This window comes from Lactiplantibacillus garii (genome assembly GCF_003885105.1).
GTDB lineage: Bacteria > Bacillota > Bacilli > Lactobacillales > Lactobacillaceae > Lactiplantibacillus > Lactiplantibacillus garii.
This window is the reverse complement of record NZ_QWZQ01000019.1, coordinates 35,494-57,125: the sequence shown is the minus strand read 5'-3', so window position 1 is coordinate 57,125 and position 21,632 is coordinate 35,494. Positions and strand designations below refer to the sequence as shown.

Sequence of the window (21,632 nt, the reverse complement as noted above, 5' to 3'; positions counted from 1 at the left end):
ACTCACTCAAATGTATTTCATGATGCAAGCACCAATCAATACCAGAGTTCGTTCGACTTGCATGTATTAGGCACGCCGCCAGCGTTCGTCCTGAGCCAGGATCAAACTCTCAAATTAATGATGAGTTCTAAAAAGCTCATTTAATGTTGTACTAAAATTTATTTGCTAGCGAATTGACTTCGCAAATGTTTTGCTCTTGAATCAAGTTCAAGAGACCCTACACATTTGATTCGTCGAAACTTTGTTCAGTTTTCAAAGGTCTAATTCGTTACGTTAATTCCTTAACGCAACTTAATTATCATAACAGTTTTAATCATTTGTGTCAACATCTTTTTTCAAAGAAGTAACTGATTAAACTGATGATTGTTGTCGTTGCGACAACAAAAACTATTTTACCAATTCCAAAACAATCTGTCAACAACTAATTAAAATTAATTTGGATTGTCCTAAATCTAGTTTCCAGTTTTGCTGGTAATCACAGCAACAGCATTTACTAATTTACCAGTCTTTCCCGCCATTGGCAACCCCTAATTTAAATAAAGTTCAAAACTGGTAAACTTCTTTCTTATGAGGCTTTAAACTACGTTATCCAACTATGTCCCGCTTACCTGCCACGGCCTTTCTTTTTAATTGTGTTCGTTAACGCGGATGTTAGGTAGTGCAAATTTAACTTCTATATATAGAAGAATAACTTCGCCGTCAAACTGACAATCGCCGCCAAGCATACCGGCTTTCACGTGAACGACCGCATAAAAAAGACCCCCAGCGAAACGGTCGTAAATACCATTCCCCTGAGGGTCTTAGATTAAAATGGAAGACTTAAATTAGTGGCACGTTACTTTTCAGTACCCTGGCCATCCCATTCGCGTTCCAAAATTGCTTTGAGTTCGCTAATGAGTGGTTCCCGTGGGTTAGCCGTTGTGCATTGGTCTTCGTAGGCCAATTCAGCAATGTTGTCGACTTCGGCATCAAACTGCTTCTTTTCGACCCGGTTCGCCTTCAGTGATAAGGTCACGTCCATGGAGTGGGCTAAGTCGATAAAGGCTTTGACCAACCCTTCCTTAAGTTCTTCATCGGTTTTACCCTTAACACCAATGGCACGTGCAATGTCGGCGTAATCTTCTAGGGCCGTGTTGTAGTTGTACTTCGGCCACATTGCTAACTTAGTTGGAATCTGCGCGTTATACCGAACAACTTGTGGGTAAGTGATCGCAATCGCTAATCCGTGTGGTAAGTTAAACGCCCCACCCAGTTTGTGCGCGATTGAATGGTTGATCCCCAAGTAAGCGTTGGCAAAGGCCATCCCGGCTAAAGTCGACGCGTTGTGCATCTTCTCGCGGGCCAGTTTGTCACCGTCGTAGGAAGCTTTCAAGTACTTGAAGGCCAGCTTCAAGGCTTGAATGGACCATGCCCGACTGTAGTCCGAAGCCATGACCGAAACGTAGGCTTCAGTGGCGTGGGTGATCACGTCCAGCCCCGTCCAAGCCGTTGTCCGGGCCGGTACCGTATCAACGAACTGTGGATCAACGATCGCAATGTCTGGTTGCATTGCGTAGTCGGTGATTGGGTACTTAACGTGGGTCTGTGAGTCGGTAATAACCGCGTACGGCGTTACTTCGGACCCGGTCCCAGAAGTCGTTGGGATCCCGATGTAGGTTACCTTGTTTGGTACGGGAACCTTGTAAGCCCGTTTCCGGATGTCCAAGAACTTCTGCTTAGCCCCTAAGAAGGAAGCTTCTGGGTGTTCGTAGAAGAGCCACATCCCCTTGGCAGCGTCCATTGCGGAGCCCCCACCAAGTGCGATGATCGTATCCGGTTCGAAGGCCTTCATCCGGGCAACCCCTTTGTAAACCGTGTCGGAAGACGGGTTAGGTTCTACTTCGGAGAAGATGTCGATATCTACCGGATCCTTCCGCTTATTTAAAACCGCGGTAACCCGGTCAGCATAACCGAACTGTACCATCCCGGGGTCACAAACTAGAAAAACCTTTTTGAGGCCAGCCATCGTTTCAAGGTAACGGAGGGAGTTCCGTTCAAAGTAGACCTTGGGAGGCATCTTTACCCATTGCATGTTGTTCCGGCGTTTCGCCACCGTTTTGATGTTGATCAGGTCGGTATCGGTAACGTTGTGAGAAATCGAGTTGCCACCGTATGAACCCGTGCCCAGCGTCAATGAAGGACGCATGTTGTTGTAGATGTTCCCAATCCCACCAACGGCAGATGGCGTGTTGACTAAGATCCGGCAAGCTGGCATTTCCAAACCAAATTGTTTAACCAGGTCGTCATCCTTCGTGTGGATCCCAGCAGTATGGCCCAAACCACCATAGTGGAGTAATTCGTTGGCCCGCTTGAAGGCTGCTTCATGGGAAGTTGCTTTGTAAACGGTCAGAACCGGCGATAACTTTTCACCAGACAACGGGTATTTGACCCCGACACCGTCAATTTCAGCTAGGAGGACGCGGGCGTTCTTATCAACGTCTTTCAAACCGGCCATTTGAGCAATTTCATAAGCCGACTTCCCGGCTACCGGACCCCGAACGGTGTGGCGGTTTGGATCGATAACGGCGTCGCTTAAAGCCTGAACGTCCTTTGGTTTAACTAAGTAGCACCCTAAACGTTTAAATTCTGCCATGACGTCAGCGTAAATTTCTTTATCGATGATCGCACTGTTTTCAGAGGCACAAACCATCCCGTTATCAAACGTCTTGGAAAGCACAATGTCATTAACGGCCTGCTTGATGTTGGCCGTCTTTTCGATGTAGGTCGGGCCGTTACCAGGGCCCACGCCTAAGGCTGGTTTACCTGACGAGTACGCCGCGGTCACCATGCTTGGCCCACCGGTAGCTAAGATCGTCGCCACGTCGGGGTGGTGCATCAAATCATTGGTGGCTTCAATGCTAGGGTGTTCAATGAACAAAACGGCATCGGCGGGACCACCGGCTGCGGCAATTGCGGTCTGGATGACCCGGGCCGTTTCGGCACAACTCTTTTGGGCTTGTGGGTGGAAACCAAAGACGATCGTGTTCCGTCCCTTTAAGGAAATCAACGTTTTGAACACAACGGTTGAAGTTGGGTTGGTCACGGGGGTAACCCCGGCAACGATCCCCACTGGTTCCGCAATCGTCATCAGTTGCTTTTCATCATCTTCTTCTAAGATCCCCACGGTCTTGTCGTGGCGGATGCTATTCCAAATGTATTCGCTTGCATAAATGTTTTTAATGGCTTTATCTTCAACGACACCACGCTTGGTCTCTTCGACGGCCATCTTGGCTAATTTCATGTGGTTATCCAAAGCAGCCACGGCCACTTTTTCACATAATTCATCAATTTGTTCTTGGGAGTACGATTTTAATTCGGCTAACGCCTTGTTAGAACGCTTAATGAGGTCGTTGACTTCATTAGTATTTTTATCGGTTTTGGTTGTTTCTGTGGCTTTCATCATAAAACTGTTCCTCCATTTCAATACCTTGTGAATTATTTTACAATCTTTATTATAACCAGCCTTGCTCAAAATGCAACAAGAAATTTAAAATTTATCAATTATTCTTCCAGTTGCCGGCTTGTTGGTGTTGATAAATCAACACTTTAGATTTTTAAATTAACTAAAGAACAAGTTCATCAGTGAACAACAACCCCCATAAAAAAACTCCCGGGACAACTTGATCCCGGGAGTTTGGCTGGTACCTTAGGCCGTAATGGTCTGCCAAATTAATTGAATGTTCAAAATAATTAAAATAATGGCCACGATCCAAGCCGTGTATTTGACCCACGGCCGGTTCGCAAACGGTCCCATCAACTTTTTATTACTCGTAAACAGGATCAGCGGAATCATGGCAAACGGTAACGCAATCGATAAAAACACTTGTGAAAACGTCAGGAGTTTTTCAATCTTCGCTTCGTTACCGTGATAATAAATGGCAAAAATCAGGACCGGCGTGATCGACATTAACCGGGTCAGTAACCGTTGGGCCCACAGCGGCATCCGCAGGTGAATGAACCCTTCCATGATGATTTGACCGGCTAACGTCCCGGTGATCGTCGAACTCTGACCGGACGCCAGCAGCGCAATCGCAAATAACATACTCAGCATCGGTGACGCGATCGCCCCGACGATTTGCGGGTTGCTCAGCGCGTTAAACAAATCAGCAAAGCGTCCGAGACTACTGTGGGTCCCGTAAAAGAGCGCCGCCCCTAAAATCAGTAACAAGCTGTTAACGACGAAGGCTAACGTCAGTTGGATGTTGGAATCCGCAATCGTGAAACGAATCGTCTTTTTAACCGACGCCTCGTCATGAATATCGTACTTGCGGGTTTGTGAAATGGACGACCCCAAGTAAAGGTCGTGGGGCATCACGGTCGCCCCCACGATCCCTAACGCCAAGTACAGCATTGGCTGGTTAGTCAACACTTCGGCTCGCGGCACGTAGCCTCCTAAGACTCCCAGTGCATCGGGCTTTGATAGGAAAACTTCGTACGCAAACACCAGTAAGATCACCGCAACCAACGTCGCCACGATGGCTTCGATCTTGTGAAAACCCAGTTTCATTAAAAATAACAAAATTAAGACATCAAACGCCGTAATGGTAATCCCCACGATCAGCGGGAACCCGAATAATAACTCGAGCGCGATCCCGGACCCGATAATTTCCGCAATATCGGTTGCCATGATTGCCAATTCGGTGATGACCCATAGAAAAATTCCCATCCACTTCGACGTTCGTTCCCGGGTCAGTTGGGCCAGATCCCGTCCGGTCACAATTCCGAGCCGGGCCGACATGGCCTGCAGCAGCATCGCAATCAAACTAGAGATCAGGACAACGCTAAGCAGGGTGTACTTGAACTGGGCACCCCCACCAATTGACGTGATCCAGTTACCGGGATCCATGTAACCGACCGCAATTAACGCACCGGGTCCGGTGTACGCTAACAACGTTTTAAAATACCCCTTATTTTCGGGGACCTCGATCGAGCCGTTAATTTCATCCAGACTCTTGCGCTGGCTGCCAGTCTCCGCAAATAACTTTTCTTTATGCTTTTTTTCGTCCGTTTTCTTTTTCAAAACGGTCCGCCCGCTTTCTACTTAGTTTACTCCTTAAATTAGTTAAACTTAACGTACAACGATAACGGATATGGGGGCCTTTTTGGCCAAACGTGGTCCGATGGCACCGGCAATTTTCGAATGGGGAAACTGGGTATCGGCCCCGGTCACGAGCAAGTCGGGTTTGAAATCCGGAATGACCCGTTCCAAAATGACGTCATCCACGTCGCCACCTTCGTAAACTAACGGTTCAACGTTTTCAACGCCGTCCTCGATCGCCATTTTAACGTACTCGGCCACGACGTCTTCCACGTGGTGGCGCTTAGCTTGAATCTTTGACGGGGTCAGCGAATCAAAAATATTAATGTCTTCACTTTCCATCACGGAACAAATGCCCAACGGCACCGCGTAGTCGCGGGCCAACGTGGTGGCATAACGAAACGCCCGTTCCGACGACGTATTGTCGTCTTCATCAACGGTCAGTAAGATCCGCCGGTAAATCAGCGGGTTGTTCATTTTCTTATTATCCATATCAAGTGGAACCTCCTCATTGAATTGAATTGGTACTAACAACGTCATTATACCGCTTTAGTTTCTTCGACGGGACTCCGCTAACGGGCTAGGGCAGCGCGGCTAAGGTCCGCTGCAGCCAATCTACGTAGTAGTGCTCCCGTCCTAAGGCGTGCTGCAAGATCAAGTAGTGGCCGAAGTGGTCCTTGATCAGCGCTTCGTCCGGAAAAACGGTGGCTAGCCGCCGTTGCAAATGCGCTAATTTATCCGTGTGCAGTTGCAACTGTTCTTGTAACATGCCTGGTAGTCGCGGATCCCGGTTCGTTTGAATAAAGTACAACTTTAAAATAAATTCATCCTTAGTCGCGGTCAAATCGGGGGTGCCGACGGTGATCCACTGTCGCAATAAGTCCCCACCCGCGGGGGTCACGTGGTACAACTTCTTTTCTAGCTTGGCTCCACTCACCGTTACTTCGTGGGTTACGTACCCCTGTTCTTCCAACCGTTTTAACTGCGGGTAAATTTGGCTGTGCTGAGCCTGCCAAAACTCACCAATCTCGGTGTCAAAGGCCTTCGTTAGGTCGTAACCGGTCAAGGGCTGCTGGTTGAGCAAACCCAAAATAATGAACTGGAGTTTGTTTTTTTGCGCCATGAAATCCCCTCCTTGGCACCTAGTATACGCTCAAAATCACTCATAAGGGACATGTTTAGAATTACTGAATTTTTTCAATAAAAAATACCAGTTAACGCTCCTAAGCGCACTGGTAAAGTCAATCATACTGGTCACGGGCGGCACTTAACGCCGCCTTCATCCGTTCCACGAGGGAGACGGGCGCAAGAACTTGGACCGCGGCCCCCTGGCTAAGCAGCCACAACATCGCTCCGTCCACCTTAACGTAGGCTTCGATCACGTGACTCCCGTCCGGGTTGCGTTTTAAGACCTTGGCGTTGGGAAAGTAGTCTAAAACCGTCTGAACGTAGTAGCGGTAAATAAACCGAATCCGAGTTAGCGACCCCGAATCTAGTAAATAGGCCTGCTGCCGGTGATCTTGTAGTGAAAAACGCCGGTCATAGTCGAGCTTTTGCCCCTTGAGCCGTTCCAGGATCGTAACGATCCGGTCGATCCGGTATAGCCAGTAACCGTGTCGTTCCTCACTTAACATCGCGGCGTAAAAATAGTGGTTCTCAAAAAAGATGGCAACCGGCTGCGCGTGGTGAATCTGCGGGTTAGGTTCGTTCGCCTGACTACTCCGGTAACTAAACCGTATTTTTTGGTTTTTCGCAATGCAGGCCGCGACAACGTGTAGCCGATCTAATAACGGTTGCGGCCGCGATAACGGGACGTAACTGCCCCGTGCCATGGTGAGCTGTTGATGAAGCGCGGCACGCGCTTCCGGCGCCAACCCGCTACCTAAAAAATCCAAGGTCGCGTTTAGTTCCGGCAAGGTCAGGGCCCGACTTCCCAATAAAATGTGACTGGTTATGAGTGCCATGTTAAACGCGTCGTTGGCATTCTTCCGCACTAAGTAATAAGTTCCATCCCGTTCCGTCAGTGTCCCAATGCCGTTTTCCGTTAGGACGGTCCGCACGCTGGCAAGGTCCCGTTGACAAGTTCGCCGACTGATCCCGGACTTTTTTTGAACTGCTGTTAAATTAATACTGCCGCCCCGCATCACCTGAATTAGCATATTCGCAATTCGTTGATTACTTTGCATCCCGCTCACCCCCAGCCATGACATCGTTAATTAATTCTACTATGAATTATTTGGTTACATCATACTAAAAATCAGAACAAGTTAAAAGCCGCGCGTGCAACTCCCGTCCGGGTTTAGTTAAAAAATGGGCATTTAAACTTGACGGCACGTTTCAAACCAGTTACACTAATCACGTTCATTAAAACATGTAATAAATTACATGATTGAATAAAACCATTTTAATAAAGAAGGCTATTAACATGACCAAAACATTTAAAACTTTAGACGATTTCTTAGGAACCCATTTTATTTATACCTACGACAACGGTTGGGAATACGAGTGGTACGCCAAAAATGACCACACCGTCGATTACCGCATCCACGGCGGAATGGTCGCCGGTCGCTGGGTCAAGGATCAGGAAGCTAACATCGTGATGTTAACGGAAGGTATCTATAAGGTTGCCTGGACGGAACCAACCGGTACGGACGTTGCTTTAGACTTTTTACCAAACGAAAATAAGGTCAACGGTACGATTTTCTTTCCGAAATGGGTTCAAGACCATCCCGAAATCACCGTGACGTTCCAAAATGACCACATTGATTTAATGGAAGCTTCCCGCGAAAAATACGCCACTTATCCCAAGCTAGTCGTCCCTGAATTTGCCCACATTACTTACACGGGTGACGCCGGTCAAAATAACGAGGACGTCATCGCCGAAGCACCGTACAAGGGCCTTCCCGACGACATTCGTAACGGCCAGTACTTTGATCAAAACTACCACCGCATCAATAAGTAACGTTTCACGTGAAACATCCAACTTAAACGTGCGCCCATAAGCGGCCAATTGGTGAACCACTCGCCCTTTAGCGCCCGTTTTAGTCCTTACGATAAATAGCCCAGTACACGAGTAACGCCTCAATAAACATGGGGTCAGCCGTGCACTGGGCTATTTTCTGCTGGTCGTATTTTTTGCTTTTTAGGCATGGCTAACGACCGTTAAGTGCGGGATAATAAAATTAATTATTTACCGGTAACCACTGGGAGGGGGTTACGTGTCAATTGCACTTCAGTCGATCCAATTAAATTACCCGGGACAACCCGCGCTTTTTAACGGGTTGTCCTGCACGTTAGCCACCGGTGAACTCGTTGCCCTAGTTGGACCGAGTGGCAGTGGTAAAACGAGCCTGCTCAACTTGTTAGCCGGCCTGCTGACCCCAACGGCGGGCCAAGTCGTTTTTAACGGGCACACCGTCACGCACCAGGATGCCCGGCAACGCCACGTTGGCATGGTTTTTCAAGACTTCGCCCTCTACCCACACCTGACCGTTTTAGATAACGTGGCCTTTCCGTTAAACAAAGATAAAGTTGGGATTCTCAACTTATACAATGTTTTCAAAGGACGTTTTAGCGGTAAAAACCGCCAATTACTAGACAGTCAGGCCAACACCATTCAAAGCCTAACTTTTACAACTAATAACATTCAAAAAGGGCAAAAGATTACCAACTTTTCCCATACGTTAGGCGATTTAGTTCAGAATCTCGACTAAATCAACAGTATAATTACGCTTCACGAATAGTATAAAACGACCAGTTCGCAACGATGATTGCGAACTGGTCGTTTTATTTTCACCAGCATTCCTACTAACTAGTGATAGCCCTAATCCTTTTGGCACTTCTCCCGGTTCATTCCATTATGTACCTGACCATACTCTCCCCGTATTCATTACGGTCACCATCGTACCCGGAACTCACCATTTCCATTTTGCCACACCCCCGCGACATATAATGTCATTTGCAAGACCTAGTTAAAATTATTTTAAATTAATTGCGTTGAATAACGGTTATACTTCCCGTACTTTAATTATTTTCCTACCGCCCGTAAGTACGCCGGCACTAAAGTTGCGTCGACTAACAAGTTGATCTGGGGTGCCCCCACCGGCTGATTAGCAAACATCCGGTAACGCCTTCGGGTCGGCCCTCGTAACGACGGTTGTGACGTCATATTCTGCGGCTCACGTGGCGACCTTTGAAACTCAGCTTAAGGCCGGTCACTTCCACGTCGCGCCGGCCGACCTACAAACGTTTACGACTAACCAATTAATCAACATTCGCACGGAAGCTTTTCAAACTGGCTTCCTATTAATTGCCTTGGCAGCTCTGGCCATTATCTTACCGACCCTGTTACTCACTAATAAAATGCACCATTAACCTAAAAAACGGACTCAGCGTAATTCTGAGTCCGTTTTACCAATTGTTTCACGTGAAACAATGGCAATTATTTTAATCATTAGTAACGGCTAGTTGAACGCTGCCCAAGTCGTGGTCAAAGTCCGCCTGCCAGTGGCCCGCCGTTAAGTGCGGTGGTAACACGAACGTGCCGGAAGAGACCCGCTGGCCCGCCGTTAACGTCTTACCCTGTTCAGCCAACTTGCCGACTAACCAGTGGAGCGATTTTAACGGGTTCCCTAAAACTTCACTAGCAACGCCCGTTTTAAGTTCCTCCCCATCATGGCTGAGTTTGCAGTGTGGCGTGGCAACATCTTCGACCGAAGCAAACTGTTGATCCGTATCGTGTTCGGTCCCGTAAACCACTAAACCGCCAACCGCGGCGTCCGCCACGACTAAGTTTTTAGGCAGGTCGGGGAACCAGTCGGCAAAACGGGAATCGGGTAATTCCAACCCCGGAGCCACCGTCGTTTTGTGCCATAAATCGGTTAAGCTGTCGCTGGCAGCTAAGTTCTCCTTGGCCTTAAAAACCAGTTCAACTTCAACCAGCGGGTCCATTAACTGCCCCCGGCAAACCGTGGTGGGTGCGGCTAAAAAGTGGTCCGCCACTTGGGCACCGTAGAGCGGGGCGTGGGCGGCAAACATCTTTTGGGTTTCCGCGCTAGTTAGTGAGACCTTGTAACCGCCGACCGGTTGATTTTTTAACGCCGTTAACTGGGCCTGCACCCGGTACGCGGCGTCCTCGTCACTAACAACGGCGGCAAAATCAGCCATTGTTAAGGCGTGTTGGGTTTGGTAAGCATCAAAAAGTTGTTGTGCAAATTGCGTTTCCGTTTCAGTAGTAGTGGTAGTTGTCATAAGCCAAGACCTCCGTATATGTGTTTTAAATAACTAAAAATATGTGTTGTTGCTATGTGTGCCGTTGATCGCGGTTGTACTACTTATGTGTTGAACCTAAACTATGTGTCGATCAAATCATCGTAAAACTTCCTATGTGTATCGTAAGCCACAGCTTACGATAACTTTACGAGGACGACGGTCCCCAGCAAAGCGTTGACGCGACTAGTTACCGTTGCCCACACTTGTTGGTAACTAGCCACCTGAATGTCCGATTTCATCATCCTCACCACCTTTAAATTAAGCCTAAAAAAACGTCCTTTAACTAACTCAAGCGAGTTAATTAAAGGACGTTTTTAACGGGTTACCACCTTTATTCGTATCTACTTCACAGCAGACACCTTAGCACGTACGGCACCCCACTGGGATGTGATACGCCGGTACACTAATGGGTACCATCCAACGCCTTCTCCAAAATAATCTTCGGGGCGCAACTCCAAGGTGATCCGTACCAAGTTGTTTTGACTGCCTTACACCAACCCGCAGCTCGCTGACTAACAAACCTAGCACCGTTCCTCATCACGGTTTTTAATCTGAATTTAATTAATGGTTAGAGTTTAGCCCCTGCTTTGCGGGATGTCAACCATTAAATTAAAAAATAATGAGATTAAATTCAAACCTACTACTAATGCTTTTTTACGGATTTAAATGGACGAGGGCAATGTACTGTTCGGTACGGGTGTCTTTTAACGTGTAGTTGGGCGGCAGGGCGTTGCGGTCCGCCTTAACGATTTGAAACCCCACCCGCGCGTAGAACTTAAGGGCGGCTTCGTTGGCCATCACGCACTTTAAAGTCAACGGTTCGGTAGCGTACTGGCGCATTTCCATCAGCAGACTCGCGCCCACTTTAAGGTGCCGAAAATCAGGCGCGACAAACAATAGGTGAATGAAGTTGGCTAACCGGTACAACGAGCAAAAACCGGCCTGCTGACCGTCGATCCAAGCAACTAGGACAAATTCACCACGACTGTCGTGGTCAAAGTCCTTAAGTTGCGGGTCCACGACCCACGGAAATTCCCGCTGACGATCCACTAAATAAATTTGTGCTAACGCCGTGCGGTCGGCCGCCGTGGCGGGTTTAATTTCAATTTTACTCACTTGGCATCCCTCCCCATTTTTCGTTGTTCCTATTATGCCGTTTCTAGTTTTTAATTACAAACCTGCTCAATTGATGCGTCGCACAATGACGCTAGATTCACCCGTTAACTAGCGGTATAATACTACTTAATTCTTTCACAACGAAAGCGAGGCAACCATGAAAACCGCAATTGTCACGGATAGTGCCAGCTACTTAGCCGCGGCTGACATCCAAAAGTACAACATTCACGTTGTTCCGATCACGGTTATTTTCGGCAAACAAACTTACTTAGAAAACGTCGAGATCACATCCAAAGAATTTTACGAACGGATGCGAACCGCACCGGAATTACCGACCACTACCCAGATTACCTTGGGGCAAATGCAAACAATGTACGATCAGTTAGCAAAGGAAGGTTACGACGCGGTCATTAGTATTCACCTGTCCTCGGGTATCACGAGCTTTATTACCAACCTAGAAAGCTACCTACCAAACGTCACGAACATTAAGGTTTACCCGTTTGACTCAAAAATTACCGCAGCCGGTGAAGCTTACATGGTCCTCCTAGCAGCTAAGTTAGTGGCGGCGGGGTACTCTCCCGAACAGGTTCTTGACCAATTAGTCCACTTGCGGGATACTACCCAAGTTTACTTCGTGGTCGATAACCTCAGCCACCTGGTCCGGACTGGTCGGCTATCCAACGCTTCCGGTTTGGTTGGTAACCTCTTACGAATCAAGCCGGTCTTAACCTTTGAAGACGGTAAAATCGTCGCCATTGAAAAGGAACGCACGATGCGGCGGGCATACGCCGCCATTAAAGCTAAGCTGGCCGCCGCCATCGAAGCCGCCGACTATCCCCTGCGCGTAACCATCGAAAACGGCAATAATCCGAAGCTGCAGGCCGAATGGACGGCCGACTTGACCGCTAGTTTCCCCGACATCACGATCGATGAGGGTGAAATTGGACCAGTCGTTGGAGTGCACGTCGGTGAAGGCGTCATGGGGCTCATCTGGGCAAAGGACTGGGAAAAATGGCCCGTTAAACCTAAAAATTAATTAGTCAAACGCCATTCATAAAATTAAAAGGTGAACACGCCGCAGTTTTTGCGGATGTTCACCTTTTTTCTAAGCCTTACGCTTTTTACCCTTTTTCTTCTTCTTAGATTTATGCTTAGGCGTCGGTTCAACGGCTTTTTCTAGCAACTTATTGGCCTTTTTAAGCAACTTCGCACGGCGGGGTTCGTCTAACTGTTCCCAAATCGAAACGAGTTCGGGGGCCACCGGTGGGGTTGCTTCAATCACTGGTTCAGCGGGTAAACTCTCAGTCACGTTCTGCACGTCGGTCGTTCCCAGTAACCATTCCCCGTCAACTTCTAAGGCGGCGGCTAACGTGGCAACCTTATCGTGCTTTGCCACGTACTTACTGCTCAGCCACTGGCTAATGGACGACCGCCCGATGCCAGTTGTTTTGGATAACTGCGCTGAACTCATTCCCGCTTGTTGCATGGCAATTTTTAACCGGTCGGCAAATACTCCCATCGCTGCTCCCCCCTTAGTGCAACGGATCCCAGGCTGGCAAACGCCGCGCTGGTTCGTTGAGTAGTGCTTGAAATTCCGGTGCTAAGAAGTGCTTGTGAACGACCACCTCGTAAACGTACTCGTTAAACCAGTCCTGCGTCATGACGAAGTACCCTTGATCACCGTTTTCCGTTCCCCAACTATTTTCAACTTTCCACTTAGTTGGTGTGTCATCGACTAGGTCGACCCCGGTCAACGTCATGGCGTGACTAACTTCACCCTCACCTGTCAACAAGCGTTGCGCTTTCGTCAGGTGGCCGTTGATACCAAACATTTTGGCGGATTCAAAGAGGTGCGCGTCGAGGTACCCCAACTTACGGTCCATTTGGCGTAACACGTCGTTCCCAAACCAGATTGTTTCACCGGACTTCAGTTGTTGCACGGCGACGTCGGTCAGGACGCCCATGTCGACGTTCAAAAACTCAATTGGTTTTCCACCAATGACGTTATCTTCGTCAGGTAAGCTGTAAAGTTGGTTAAGCGGCTTATCGGGTGAGTTGGTCACCACGACGTAATCGTCTAAATCGGTATCAAAGTAATCCTGGTAAAACTGTTGGGGCGTGATATCCGCGGTGCGGTGGTACTTGTGATTGTCGTCGCGGTATTCCAGGTCAAAAGTCAACGGTGGTTCGCCAAACGAGTAGGCCGCCATCCGGTACACTTCCTGGAGCATACTCTTTTCCAGCGACTGCAATTCGGCTTCACTAGCACCGTTCATGACAAGTTGCCGGAGCTTGAGCCCGTCTTTACGTAATTTCCGTGACAGGACCTCTTGAAATTCGGCCGTATTATTCGTGTTATAAGTTTCAGGCATGGCACTGGCCGGAACGACCCCGTATTTCTGAACTAAACTAGCCGCCATAGCCCATTGCCCTCCGTCTTCACCGGGGTTATCGAATAAGAACTGAACCAGCCGGTCACTAATGGGTTGCCGGGCCGTTTGTTCAACGTTGCGGTAGAAGATGTTCGCCCGTTCAATTTTGTCCCAGAAAAAGAGGTAGTTTTGGGATAGTTCAAAGTCCTTGACGTGGTACTTCGTCGCAAACTTGTGCCGCAACGTGTTTAACAGGGCAAATTCCCAGCAACGACCACTGTGTTTTTGGTTGCTGACTTTTCCGGTTGGCACCTCAACTGAAAACGTCCGGTCTAAACGACTAGCCGCCTGATTATCAAAACTGGCAGCCTTGATGCCGTTCTTCGTAATGGCCCGCGTTAAAACGGGGGCTACTTGGTCTTCCGCGTGCTTGGCCCGTAAAGCGGCTAACGCGGTTTTAGTTAGTTTGTTTGCCATTGCCATTCCTCCATTGCTCATAATTCAATTTAAAATAACCTTAGTTTGTCACCATTTTAGGCTTGTTATTTCCCGAATACAATCAGAAAGCTAATTTTGTTTGCTTTTCTGAACAAAATTAGTAAAAAAAGACGTCGGTATGCGTTTACCGACGTTTGTTTATTAATATCCAATTGAATTGACGTTATGACGTTTGGTTTTGTTCGTATCCCAAATTGGAACCTTAACGACCCCAATCACCCGTTTAGCGGGAACGAAGCCCCAGTACCGGCTGTCATTTGAAACGGAACGGTGGTCCCCCAGTACAAAGTAACTATTTTTAGGGACCTTGGTCGTTTTTAAGACCCAGTTATTACGGTTAGAAAGGGAAAGCACGTCCCAGTTTCCCGTTCCCTGGGTACGCTCAAACTGACTAATGAACTTTTGCGAAATGGCCTTACCGTTGACGTAAATTTTCCCGTCCTGGGCCCGAACCGTGTCGCCGGGCATCCCGATGACCCGTTTGACGTACTTAACATTCTTTGACGAGGCGTCCGGATCAACCTTATAAGCATTAAACACGATAACACTCAGGTGGTGGACCTGTGCCGTTTTCACCACGGCGACCCGTTCATTATTCTCAAGGTTGGGCTCCATCGACGGTCCGTCAACCCGGACCATCGTGAAGACAAAGTGCCGAATGACCATGGCCACCAGTAACCCGACCACGATGGGCAGCACCCAACTCATCATACTTTTGAAAGTTTTCATCAATGTTGCTCCCTTACCCCACTTAACTTCCAATTATTATAGTCCAAATAATGACGCTTGTCTGTGAATGATTAACCGTTTTTACAAAAAATAATTATAATCTTTACAATAAAAAAGGGCACCCGGAAATCTTCCCGAGTCCCCCTTAAGGTTGTTCTCTAATCCTGTACCTTGGCGATGCGCCCCTGCTGAATGTAAACACTCAGAATCGCGATATCGGCGGGATTGACTCCGCTGATCCGGGAAGCTTGCGCAATCGTGGTTGGCTGAATCTTCTTTAGCTTTTGGTGTGCTTCGGTTGCTAAACCGTCGATGGCGTCGTAGTCGATCCGGTCGGGAATCTTCTTAGCTTCCATCTTTTTGAGGTGTTCGACCCGCTCTTCCGCCTTAGTGATGTAACCGGCGTACTTAATTTGAATTTCAACCTGTTCAATAACGTGACGTTCCAACGGTTCGGGTGCCGCCGGGATAAACTTCATTAAATCGGCGTAACGTACTTCCGGCCGCTTCAAGAAATCGGCTGCCAAAACACCGTCCTTGAGTTCTCCCGAGTTGTGAGCTCGCAAGAAGGCGTTAACGTCATCGTTAGGTTTGATTCGGATTTTGCCCAATCGGTCAAGTTCGTTCTTGATTGCCTGCCGTTTGGCTTCAAAAGCCGCGTAACGATCGTCGTCAATGAGTCCAAGCTCGTGCCCCTTATCCGTTAACCGTAAATCGGCGTTATCGTGTCGTAAAATCAAACGGTATTCGGCCCGACTCGTTAATAACCGGTACGGTTCCTTAGTTCCCTTCGTCACCAGGTCGTCGATCATGACCCCAATGTAAGCATCACTCCGCTTTAAAGTGAACTGACCCCGGTCCAGCGCGCGTAACCCGGCGTTGATTCCGGCCATCAATCCTTGACCAGCCGCTTCTTCATAACCGGACGTGCCGTTCGTTTGACCAGCGGTATACAAGTTTTTGACCAGTTTTGTCTCCAAAGTTGCCTTTAACTGGTACGGTGCGACCACGTCGTATTCGATGGCGTAGCCCGGCCGCATCATTTCAGCGTCTTCCAACCCCTTGATGGAATGCAGGATTCGTTGCTGAACTTCTTCCGGCATTGAGGTCGATAACCCCTGAACGTACCATTCGTCGGTGTTCCGACCTTCCGGTTCTAAGAAGAGTTGGTGGCGCTTCTTGTCCGCAAAGCGGACGATCTTGTCTTCAATTGACGGGCAGTACCGCGGACCGACCCCTTCAATCACGCCGGTAAACATCGGCGCGCGGTCGAGGTTTTCACGGATGATTTTGTGAGTCGTTTCGTTCGTATACGTTAACCAGCAAGATAACTGGTGCTTTAAGTCTAGGTAATCCTCATCCTTAGTTTCAAAACTAAAGTGGTGCGGTTCCGGATCGCCAGGCTGTTCTTCGGTCACACTATAATCGATCGTGTTACCGTCCACACGGGGTGGCGTCCCGGTCTTAAACCGTTCCAAATCAAACCCTAAGCGTTCCAAATCACCGGATAACTTCATCGCGGGTTGGGAATTGTTCGGGCCGGAGGAGTACATCAATTCACCAATGATAATTTTTCCCCGGGCGGCCGTCCCGGTCGTCAAAACCACGCTCTTAGCACTGTAACGCGCGCCGGTGTTAGTAATGACCCCTTTGCAGACACCGTCTTCGACGATCAAGCCGTCCACGATCCCCTGCCGTAGCGTCAAATTCGGTTCGCGTTCAATCGTGTGCTTCATTTCCGCGTGGTAAGCGTGCTTATCCGCTTGCGCCCGTAAAGCCCGAACGGCCGGGCCCTTACCAGTATTGAGCATCCGCATCTGAACGTAGGTCTTATCAATGTTACGGCCCATTTCGCCACCCAGCGCGTCAATTTCACGAACCACGATCCCCTTGGCGGGACCACCGACCGACGGGTTACAAGGCATAAACGCAACCATGTCCAGGTTGATCGTCATCAGCAAGGTGCGGTTCCCCATCCGGGCCGCGGCCAAAGCCGCTTCCGAACCAGCGTGGCCGGCACCCACGACGATCACGTCGTAGTCACGGCCTTGGTACTGCTTTACTTCTGTCATGTTAACAATTTCCTCCTACACTATTTACCCAAACAGAACTGGCTAAATAGCTGGTCTAATAATTCATCTTCGTAACTATCCCCGGTAATTTGGCCCAGGAATTCCCAACAACGGGTCATATCGATCTGCACAAGGTCCACTGGCATCCCGGCCGCAATACCGGTCTGAACGTCTTGTAACGCCTGTTTGGCCTGATTCAATAACCCGATGTGGCGGGCGTTTGTGACCATCACGTTATTTTGACTGCTTTCGATCCCCTCGTTAAAGAACATCTTAGCAATCCGCTGTTCCAACTGCTCAACGCCGGCTTGCTGGAGAACGGACATGCTTAACACGTCGTCTAAGTCTACGACTTTTGCCAGTTCGTCGCGGTCCAGTTGTGCGGGGAGGTCGGTCTTGTTTAAAATAACGATCCGTTTTGAATCCGCCGTTTCGTTTAACAACTCGCGATCCTCCGTTGTCAGGGGCTGGCTGTTATCCAGCACTAACAGGACTAGGTCGGCCGCGCCGATCGCCTTACGACTGCGTTCGACCCCGATTTTTTCAACCTTATCCTCGGTATCACGAATTCCGGCCGTATCAACTAATTTTAGCGGCACACCGCGAACGTTAACGTACTCTTCGATGACGTCCCGGGTCGTCCCGGCCACGTCGGTCACGATGGCTTTGTCTTCGTGCAGCAAGTGGTTCAACAGGCTGGATTTACCCACGTTCGGCCGGCCAATAATGGCGGTGGCCAGGCCTTCTCGTAAAACCTTCCCCTGCTTGGCAGTGGCTAACAGTTGGTCAATACTTTGACCGACTTCCACGGCTTTTTCCTGCAACATTTTAGTGGTCATGGCTTCGACCGCGTCGTATTCGGGGTAGTCAATGTTCACTTCGACCTGCGCCAGCACGTCCAAAATATCTTGACGGAGGTGCCGGATCAGTTTCGACAGGTCCCCGTCCAACTGGTTTAAGGCGACTTTCATCGATTTATCGGTTTTGGCCCGGATCAGATCCATGACGGCTTCCGCCTGCGATAAGTCTAGACGACCGTTTAAGAACGCCCGCTTCGTAAATTCACCGGGCTCGGCCATCCGGGCGCCGTGACTCAAAATCAATTGTAAGATCTCGTTAGTTGCCACTAAGCCCCCGTGACAGTTGATTTCAATGACGTCTTCACGCGTGTAGGTTTTGGGTGCCCGCATGACGGAAGCCATCACTTCGTCAACTTCCTGATGGGTTTCAGGGTCAACCACGTGACCGTAGTTGATCGTATGGGATTTAACCTTACTGAGGTCCTTCCCCTTAAATATCTGGGAAACCACGTTAAACGTCTGGTCCCCGCTAATCCGAATGATTGAAATTCCACCCTCACCAGGTGGCGTAGAAATCGCCGCGATCGTATCAAATTCCGTGGTCGTTGGCATCACTCATCATGTCCTTTCTTAACCGTTCGCTACCCGCGGGCACACCCCGCGGTTTGGCTGTCAATACAACTTCACTTGGTCCGGTTGCAACGGGATAGGTACCCCGTTATACCGCCTAATACCATACCAAAAATCACTTCTAATTAGTTAATAATATGTCCTAAAATGCAGAAAAAAAGCGCCTAGTCCACGCCACCTTAAAGCGTGGATAAAGCACTTTGACTACTTTATCTAAAAGATAAGAATGATTAATACTTACTATAATAGCTCAATTGGTGTTTGTCAAACGCCTGTTTGCGTTTGTTCAATTGGACTATTTCCGGATCGCAACCACCACGGCGCGGTGCGGATCACGCCCCTCGGAAAAAGTGGTGACGTGCCGATTATTGGCTAGTTCCGCGTGAATCAGCTTCCGTTCAAACGATGGCATCGGGTCTAAAAAGACCTGTTTACCGGTCGCAATGGCTTCACGAGCCGTACTTTCCGCTAACCGCTTCAACGTCGCTTCCCGGCGATCCCGGTAATCATCAACATCCAGCACGACGTTCACGTGTGAGGCACCGTGGTGATTCATGTAAACCTGGGCAAGGTCCTGCAACGCGTTGATCGTGCGCCCGTGCTTCCCAATTAACAACCCCTGCTTCGCCGTATCAAAGTTTAACGTCGCGTAGCGGTTGCCAAAATCAACGTCCAAGTCCGCGGTAATGCCCAGTTCTTTGACCACTTCGAGCAAGTAGGCACTCAGATCCCGAACCGCTTGTTCATTAGCCGCTTGCCGGGCCGCAATTTCTTCCGGTGAACGGACGGGCGTGGCCGGTTGTGCTGGCTTTTCGGACTTTACCGGGGTCTGCGTTTGAACCGTAGCGGGCGTCACCTTCGCCGGTTGTGCTTTTTTAGGCGCCGTCACGGTCACTTTGGGCGTCACCACTGGCTGGACCGGCTGTGCTGACGCTGGCGCTTGCGACGCCGCACTTGGCGCTGGGGTCGACGCGGACTGTGGGGTCGGACTTGGTGCACTTGTCGGCATGGTCGTCGACGCTGCGGAGGTTGGCACCGCCGTTAAGCGTACCTGAGCGGGTTGTTTGCCCAGTCCTAAAAAGCCCTTCTTGGGTTCCGCCACCACTTCAATTGTGACCTGGTCGCGGGTACGCTGCATTTGTTTTAAACCAGCCGCGATGGCGGCTTCGACGGTATTGCCTTCAAATACTGTCATTTGTTAATCCTCCTCATAAAAAATACCTGCGTCCATTATAGCATTCCCGTGCCTAATGCGGGATAGGAAGGTTAACCGCATTAAACAATTGTCAAAGCGCTAGTCCATGCTTTTAGCACACCATTTCCATTTTTGACTATTCAGTAAAGATACAATATAAATCGTTTTTAATGCCACTAATGCAAGGACATCCCGCTTTCCGGCCCGCTCACTGAAACGGTTTCGGACTAAGCCGAACTTCCCGCACTGCACAAAAAAAGACCCACCGCATGGCAGGTCCATTTGTATTTAACGTTTGTGATTGCGAATCGCACGCTTCCGTGCTTTTTCAAGTGCTTTGGTCCGGTCGCGTTCTTTTTGCTTCTTTTCCGCCCGTTCACGATTAATCTTGAAGGGGTTTTGTAATAACAAGGTTTGTCCAACTTGGAACGCGTTGGAAATCACCCAGTATAGTGACAACGCGGATGGAACGTTGATGGCGGTGATCAAAATAACCACCGGCATCAGGTACGTCATCGAAGTCGTCATCCCATTTTGCTCCGGCTGCGACTTCATCGCTAACCACGAACTAGCAAACGTAAACAACGCCGCTAGGATCGGCAAAACGTAGTACGGGTCCTTGCTACCTAATTGAAGCCATAAGAACGTCCCGGTTTTCAAGACTTGCGTCCGCCAGATGGCTTGGTACAACGCAATCAGGATTGGCAATTGAACTAGTAATGGCAACATGCTTGCCATCGGATGAACACCGTGCTTAGCGTACAGCTGCTTCATCTCGGCTTGCAGTTTCTGCTGAGTTTCCATATCGCGGGAAGAATATTTCTTTTGGATCGCCTTCAACTGCGGTTGGATCTCTTGCATTGCCACCATGTTGCGGGTTTGGAAAATCATCAATGGAAGAATGATGATTCGGATGATCAACGTAAAGATGATGATCCCCATCCCGTAACTATGCCCAAATAAGTTCGATAACCAAATAATCGCCCGTGAGAAATTCAAGATGATCAAGCCATCCCAAAACCCGGTACTCTTATCCGTAATCGGGGCGTTACTACACCCACTCAGAACTAATACGAGCGCTAGTACGGCCAGCATTGCCAGTATTTTTCTGTACTTTTTCAAACGAATGTCCTCACTTTAATCATTGTCCAGCAGGTGCGCTAGCTTTAGCGCATGGCTTAGATAAGCTTTGGTTTCGGCTTGCGACTTACCGGCAACGGTTGGTCGGGCAATGACGAGGAAGTCGGCATCTTGTTTAAGCTGCGGCTTTAACTCGGTGATTGATTGCCGAATCCGGCGTTTCACCCAATTACGCGCAACGGCGTTCCCAATCTTTTTACCGACTGAGATTCCGACGCGAAAATGGGGTTGCCCCGGTTTTTCCAAAACGTAAATGACAAATTGACGATTGGCATACGAGTTGCGGGTCTCAAAAACTTGTTGGAATTCAGTTTCCTTTTTTACCCGATATGATTTTCGCATAATCCATCTCCATGTGTGCGCTCAAGCTAACCTGAGCGAATTGCTACACAACTTTACAGCCCTAAACGCAACGGTCTAGGACTGTAAAGAAAAAGCCACTGATTATCAGTGGCCTATGCAGACAATACTTTTCGGCCTCGTTGGCGTCGACGGGCTAACACTTTACGGCCATTGCTGGTGCTCATCCGTTTGCGGAAACCATGTACACGTTGACGATGGCGTTTCTTTGGTTGGTAAGTTCTCTTCATCATGACACCTCCTTCTCCATAATGACATGAATCAATTCGATTAAGTCGTTATTTTCAAAACGCAGTCTAATCCTAAACGCATTTCCTGACTACTATAGCATAGATTATTTAATTTGAAAACCGAAAATTGAATTTTTCAGGG

20 protein-coding genes and 1 rRNA gene are annotated in these 21,632 nt (G+C 48.8%); 4 read left to right on the top strand and 17 right to left on the bottom strand.

The annotated features are described in order from the left end of the window. From D1831_RS07165 to D1831_RS07140, 6 genes are all read right to left on the bottom strand, one after another. Positions 1–117, bottom strand: a 16S ribosomal RNA gene (locus D1831_RS07165); the annotation flags it as partial. A gap of 718 nt (positions 118–835) precedes the next feature. Further along, a complete protein-coding gene (adhE, locus tag D1831_RS07160; RefSeq protein ID WP_404819888.1) occupies positions 836–3,442 on the bottom strand; it encodes a bifunctional acetaldehyde-CoA/alcohol dehydrogenase in 2,607 nt (868 codons plus the stop codon). A 243-nt stretch (positions 3,443–3,685) separates the two neighbouring features. Beyond that, positions 3,686–5,059: an Nramp family divalent metal transporter gene (locus D1831_RS07155; protein WP_125072248.1), complete on the bottom strand. Its 1,374-nt coding sequence runs from the start codon at positions 5,057–5,059 to the stop codon at positions 3,686–3,688. Between the two features lie 48 nt (positions 5,060–5,107). Continuing rightward, on the bottom strand, positions 5,108–5,569 hold the full coding sequence (locus tag D1831_RS07150) for a universal stress protein (protein ID WP_125072247.1): 462 nt from the start codon (positions 5,567–5,569) through the stop codon (positions 5,108–5,110). Positions 5,570–5,657: 88 nt separating this feature from the next. After that, positions 5,658–6,200, bottom strand: coding sequence for a PadR family transcriptional regulator (locus D1831_RS07145; RefSeq protein WP_125072246.1), 543 nt, complete (start codon positions 6,198–6,200; stop codon positions 5,658–5,660). 118 nt (positions 6,201–6,318) lie between these two features. Continuing rightward, on the bottom strand, positions 6,319–7,263 hold the full coding sequence (locus D1831_RS07140; RefSeq protein ID WP_225422810.1) for a helix-turn-helix transcriptional regulator: 945 nt from the start codon (positions 7,261–7,263) through the stop codon (positions 6,319–6,321). A 239-nt stretch (positions 7,264–7,502) separates the two neighbouring features. Here D1831_RS07140 and D1831_RS07135 point away from each other — a divergent pair, with 239 nt between their 5' ends. The 3 genes from D1831_RS07135 to D1831_RS07125 all read left to right on the top strand — a co-directional run bounded on the left by D1831_RS07135 (position 7,503) and on the right by D1831_RS07125 (position 9,451). Beyond that, a complete protein-coding gene (locus tag D1831_RS07135) occupies positions 7,503–8,039 on the top strand; it encodes a phenolic acid decarboxylase (protein WP_125072245.1) in 537 nt (178 codons plus the stop codon). Positions 8,040–8,316: 277 nt separating this feature from the next. Next, complete coding sequence (locus D1831_RS14825; RefSeq protein WP_404819889.1) at positions 8,317–8,790, top strand: ATP-binding cassette domain-containing protein; 474 nt, start codon at positions 8,317–8,319, stop codon at positions 8,788–8,790. 445 nt (positions 8,791–9,235) lie between these two features. Further along, positions 9,236–9,451, top strand: a complete 216-nt coding sequence (locus tag D1831_RS07125) for a hypothetical protein (protein ID WP_125072243.1) — start codon at positions 9,236–9,238, stop codon at positions 9,449–9,451. 72 nt (positions 9,452–9,523) lie between these two features. On the opposite strand, the gene D1831_RS07120 is transcribed toward D1831_RS07125, so the two are convergent. Next, entirely contained in the window at positions 9,524–10,327 is an 804-nt protein-coding gene (locus D1831_RS07120; RefSeq protein WP_125072242.1) for a 2-keto-4-pentenoate hydratase, read from the bottom strand. Between the two features lie 675 nt (positions 10,328–11,002). After that, complete coding sequence (locus D1831_RS07115; protein WP_125072241.1) at positions 11,003–11,464, bottom strand: GNAT family N-acetyltransferase; 462 nt, start codon at positions 11,462–11,464, stop codon at positions 11,003–11,005. Positions 11,465–11,621: 157 nt separating this feature from the next. Here D1831_RS07115 and D1831_RS07110 point away from each other — a divergent pair, with 157 nt between their 5' ends. Next, on the top strand, positions 11,622–12,500 hold the full coding sequence (locus D1831_RS07110) for a DegV family protein (protein ID WP_125072240.1): 879 nt from the start codon (positions 11,622–11,624) through the stop codon (positions 12,498–12,500). A 69-nt stretch (positions 12,501–12,569) separates the two neighbouring features. Here D1831_RS07110 and D1831_RS07105 read toward each other — a convergent pair whose 3' ends face one another. The 9 genes from D1831_RS07105 to rpmH all read right to left on the bottom strand — a co-directional run bounded on the left by D1831_RS07105 (position 12,570) and on the right by rpmH (position 21,490). Then, entirely contained in the window at positions 12,570–12,983 is a 414-nt protein-coding gene (locus tag D1831_RS07105) for a helix-turn-helix domain-containing protein (RefSeq protein WP_125072239.1), read from the bottom strand. Between the two features lie 13 nt (positions 12,984–12,996). Next, a complete protein-coding gene (locus D1831_RS07100) occupies positions 12,997–14,313 on the bottom strand; it encodes a C1 family peptidase (protein WP_125072238.1) in 1,317 nt (438 codons plus the stop codon). Between the two features lie 162 nt (positions 14,314–14,475). Beyond that, positions 14,476–15,063, bottom strand: a complete 588-nt coding sequence (gene lepB, locus D1831_RS07095) for a signal peptidase I (RefSeq protein ID WP_125072237.1) — start codon at positions 15,061–15,063, stop codon at positions 14,476–14,478. A 158-nt stretch (positions 15,064–15,221) separates the two neighbouring features. Continuing rightward, entirely contained in the window at positions 15,222–17,135 is a 1,914-nt protein-coding gene (mnmG, locus tag D1831_RS07090; protein ID WP_125072236.1) for a tRNA uridine-5-carboxymethylaminomethyl(34) synthesis enzyme MnmG, read from the bottom strand. Positions 17,136–17,155: 20 nt separating this feature from the next. After that, complete coding sequence (mnmE, locus tag D1831_RS07085; protein ID WP_125072235.1) at positions 17,156–18,547, bottom strand: tRNA uridine-5-carboxymethylaminomethyl(34) synthesis GTPase MnmE; 1,392 nt, start codon at positions 18,545–18,547, stop codon at positions 17,156–17,158. Between the two features lie 313 nt (positions 18,548–18,860). Continuing rightward, positions 18,861–19,760, bottom strand: a complete 900-nt coding sequence (jag, locus tag D1831_RS07080; protein ID WP_125072234.1) for an RNA-binding cell elongation regulator Jag/EloR — start codon at positions 19,758–19,760, stop codon at positions 18,861–18,863. Positions 19,761–20,048: 288 nt separating this feature from the next. Further along, entirely contained in the window at positions 20,049–20,882 is an 834-nt protein-coding gene (gene yidC / locus D1831_RS07075) for a membrane protein insertase YidC (protein WP_125072233.1), read from the bottom strand. 15 nt (positions 20,883–20,897) lie between these two features. Beyond that, positions 20,898–21,242 (bottom strand): ribonuclease P protein component, encoded by a 345-nt coding sequence (gene rnpA, locus D1831_RS07070; RefSeq protein ID WP_003640224.1) that lies wholly within the window; start codon positions 21,240–21,242, stop codon positions 20,898–20,900. A gap of 113 nt (positions 21,243–21,355) precedes the next feature. Next, positions 21,356–21,490: a 50S ribosomal protein L34 gene (rpmH, locus tag D1831_RS07065; RefSeq protein WP_003640225.1), complete on the bottom strand. Its 135-nt coding sequence runs from the start codon at positions 21,488–21,490 to the stop codon at positions 21,356–21,358. Between the last annotated feature and the right edge of the window lie 142 nt (positions 21,491–21,632).

Bases quoted from the DNA above. Each gene is read 5' to 3' on its own strand.
- rnpA (WP_003640224.1), bottom strand. From the start codon at position 21,242: ATGCGAAAATCATATCGGGTAAAAAAGGAAACTGAATTCCAACAAGTT.
- D1831_RS07145 (WP_125072246.1), bottom strand. From the start codon at position 6,200: ATGGCGCAAAAAAACAAACTCCAGTTCATTATTTTGGGTTTGCTCAAC.
- D1831_RS07105 (WP_125072239.1), bottom strand. From the start codon at position 12,983: ATGGGAGTATTTGCCGACCGGTTAAAAATTGCCATGCAACAAGCGGGA.
- D1831_RS07100 (WP_125072238.1), bottom strand. From the start codon at position 14,313: ATGGCAAACAAACTAACTAAAACCGCGTTAGCCGCTTTACGGGCCAAG.
- D1831_RS07110 (WP_125072240.1), top strand. From the start codon at position 11,622: ATGAAAACCGCAATTGTCACGGATAGTGCCAGCTACTTAGCCGCGGCT.
- D1831_RS07150 (WP_125072247.1), bottom strand. From the start codon at position 5,569: ATGGATAATAAGAAAATGAACAACCCGCTGATTTACCGGCGGATCTTA.
- D1831_RS07120 (WP_125072242.1), bottom strand. From the start codon at position 10,327: ATGACAACTACCACTACTACTGAAACGGAAACGCAATTTGCACAACAA.
- rpmH (WP_003640225.1), bottom strand. From the start codon at position 21,490: ATGAAGAGAACTTACCAACCAAAGAAACGCCATCGTCAACGTGTACAT.
- D1831_RS07140 (WP_225422810.1), bottom strand. From the start codon at position 7,263: ATGCAAAGTAATCAACGAATTGCGAATATGCTAATTCAGGTGATGCGG.
- mnmG (WP_125072236.1), bottom strand. From the start codon at position 17,135: ATGACAGAAGTAAAGCAGTACCAAGGCCGTGACTACGACGTGATCGTC.
- jag (WP_125072234.1), bottom strand. From the start codon at position 19,760: ATGACAGTATTTGAAGGCAATACCGTCGAAGCCGCCATCGCGGCTGGT.
- adhE (WP_404819888.1), bottom strand. From the start codon at position 3,442: ATGATGAAAGCCACAGAAACAACCAAAACCGATAAAAATACTAATGAA.
- lepB (WP_125072237.1), bottom strand. From the start codon at position 15,063: ATGAAAACTTTCAAAAGTATGATGAGTTGGGTGCTGCCCATCGTGGTC.
- mnmE (WP_125072235.1), bottom strand. From the start codon at position 18,547: ATGCCAACGACCACGGAATTTGATACGATCGCGGCGATTTCTACGCCA.
- D1831_RS07135 (WP_125072245.1), top strand. From the start codon at position 7,503: ATGACCAAAACATTTAAAACTTTAGACGATTTCTTAGGAACCCATTTT.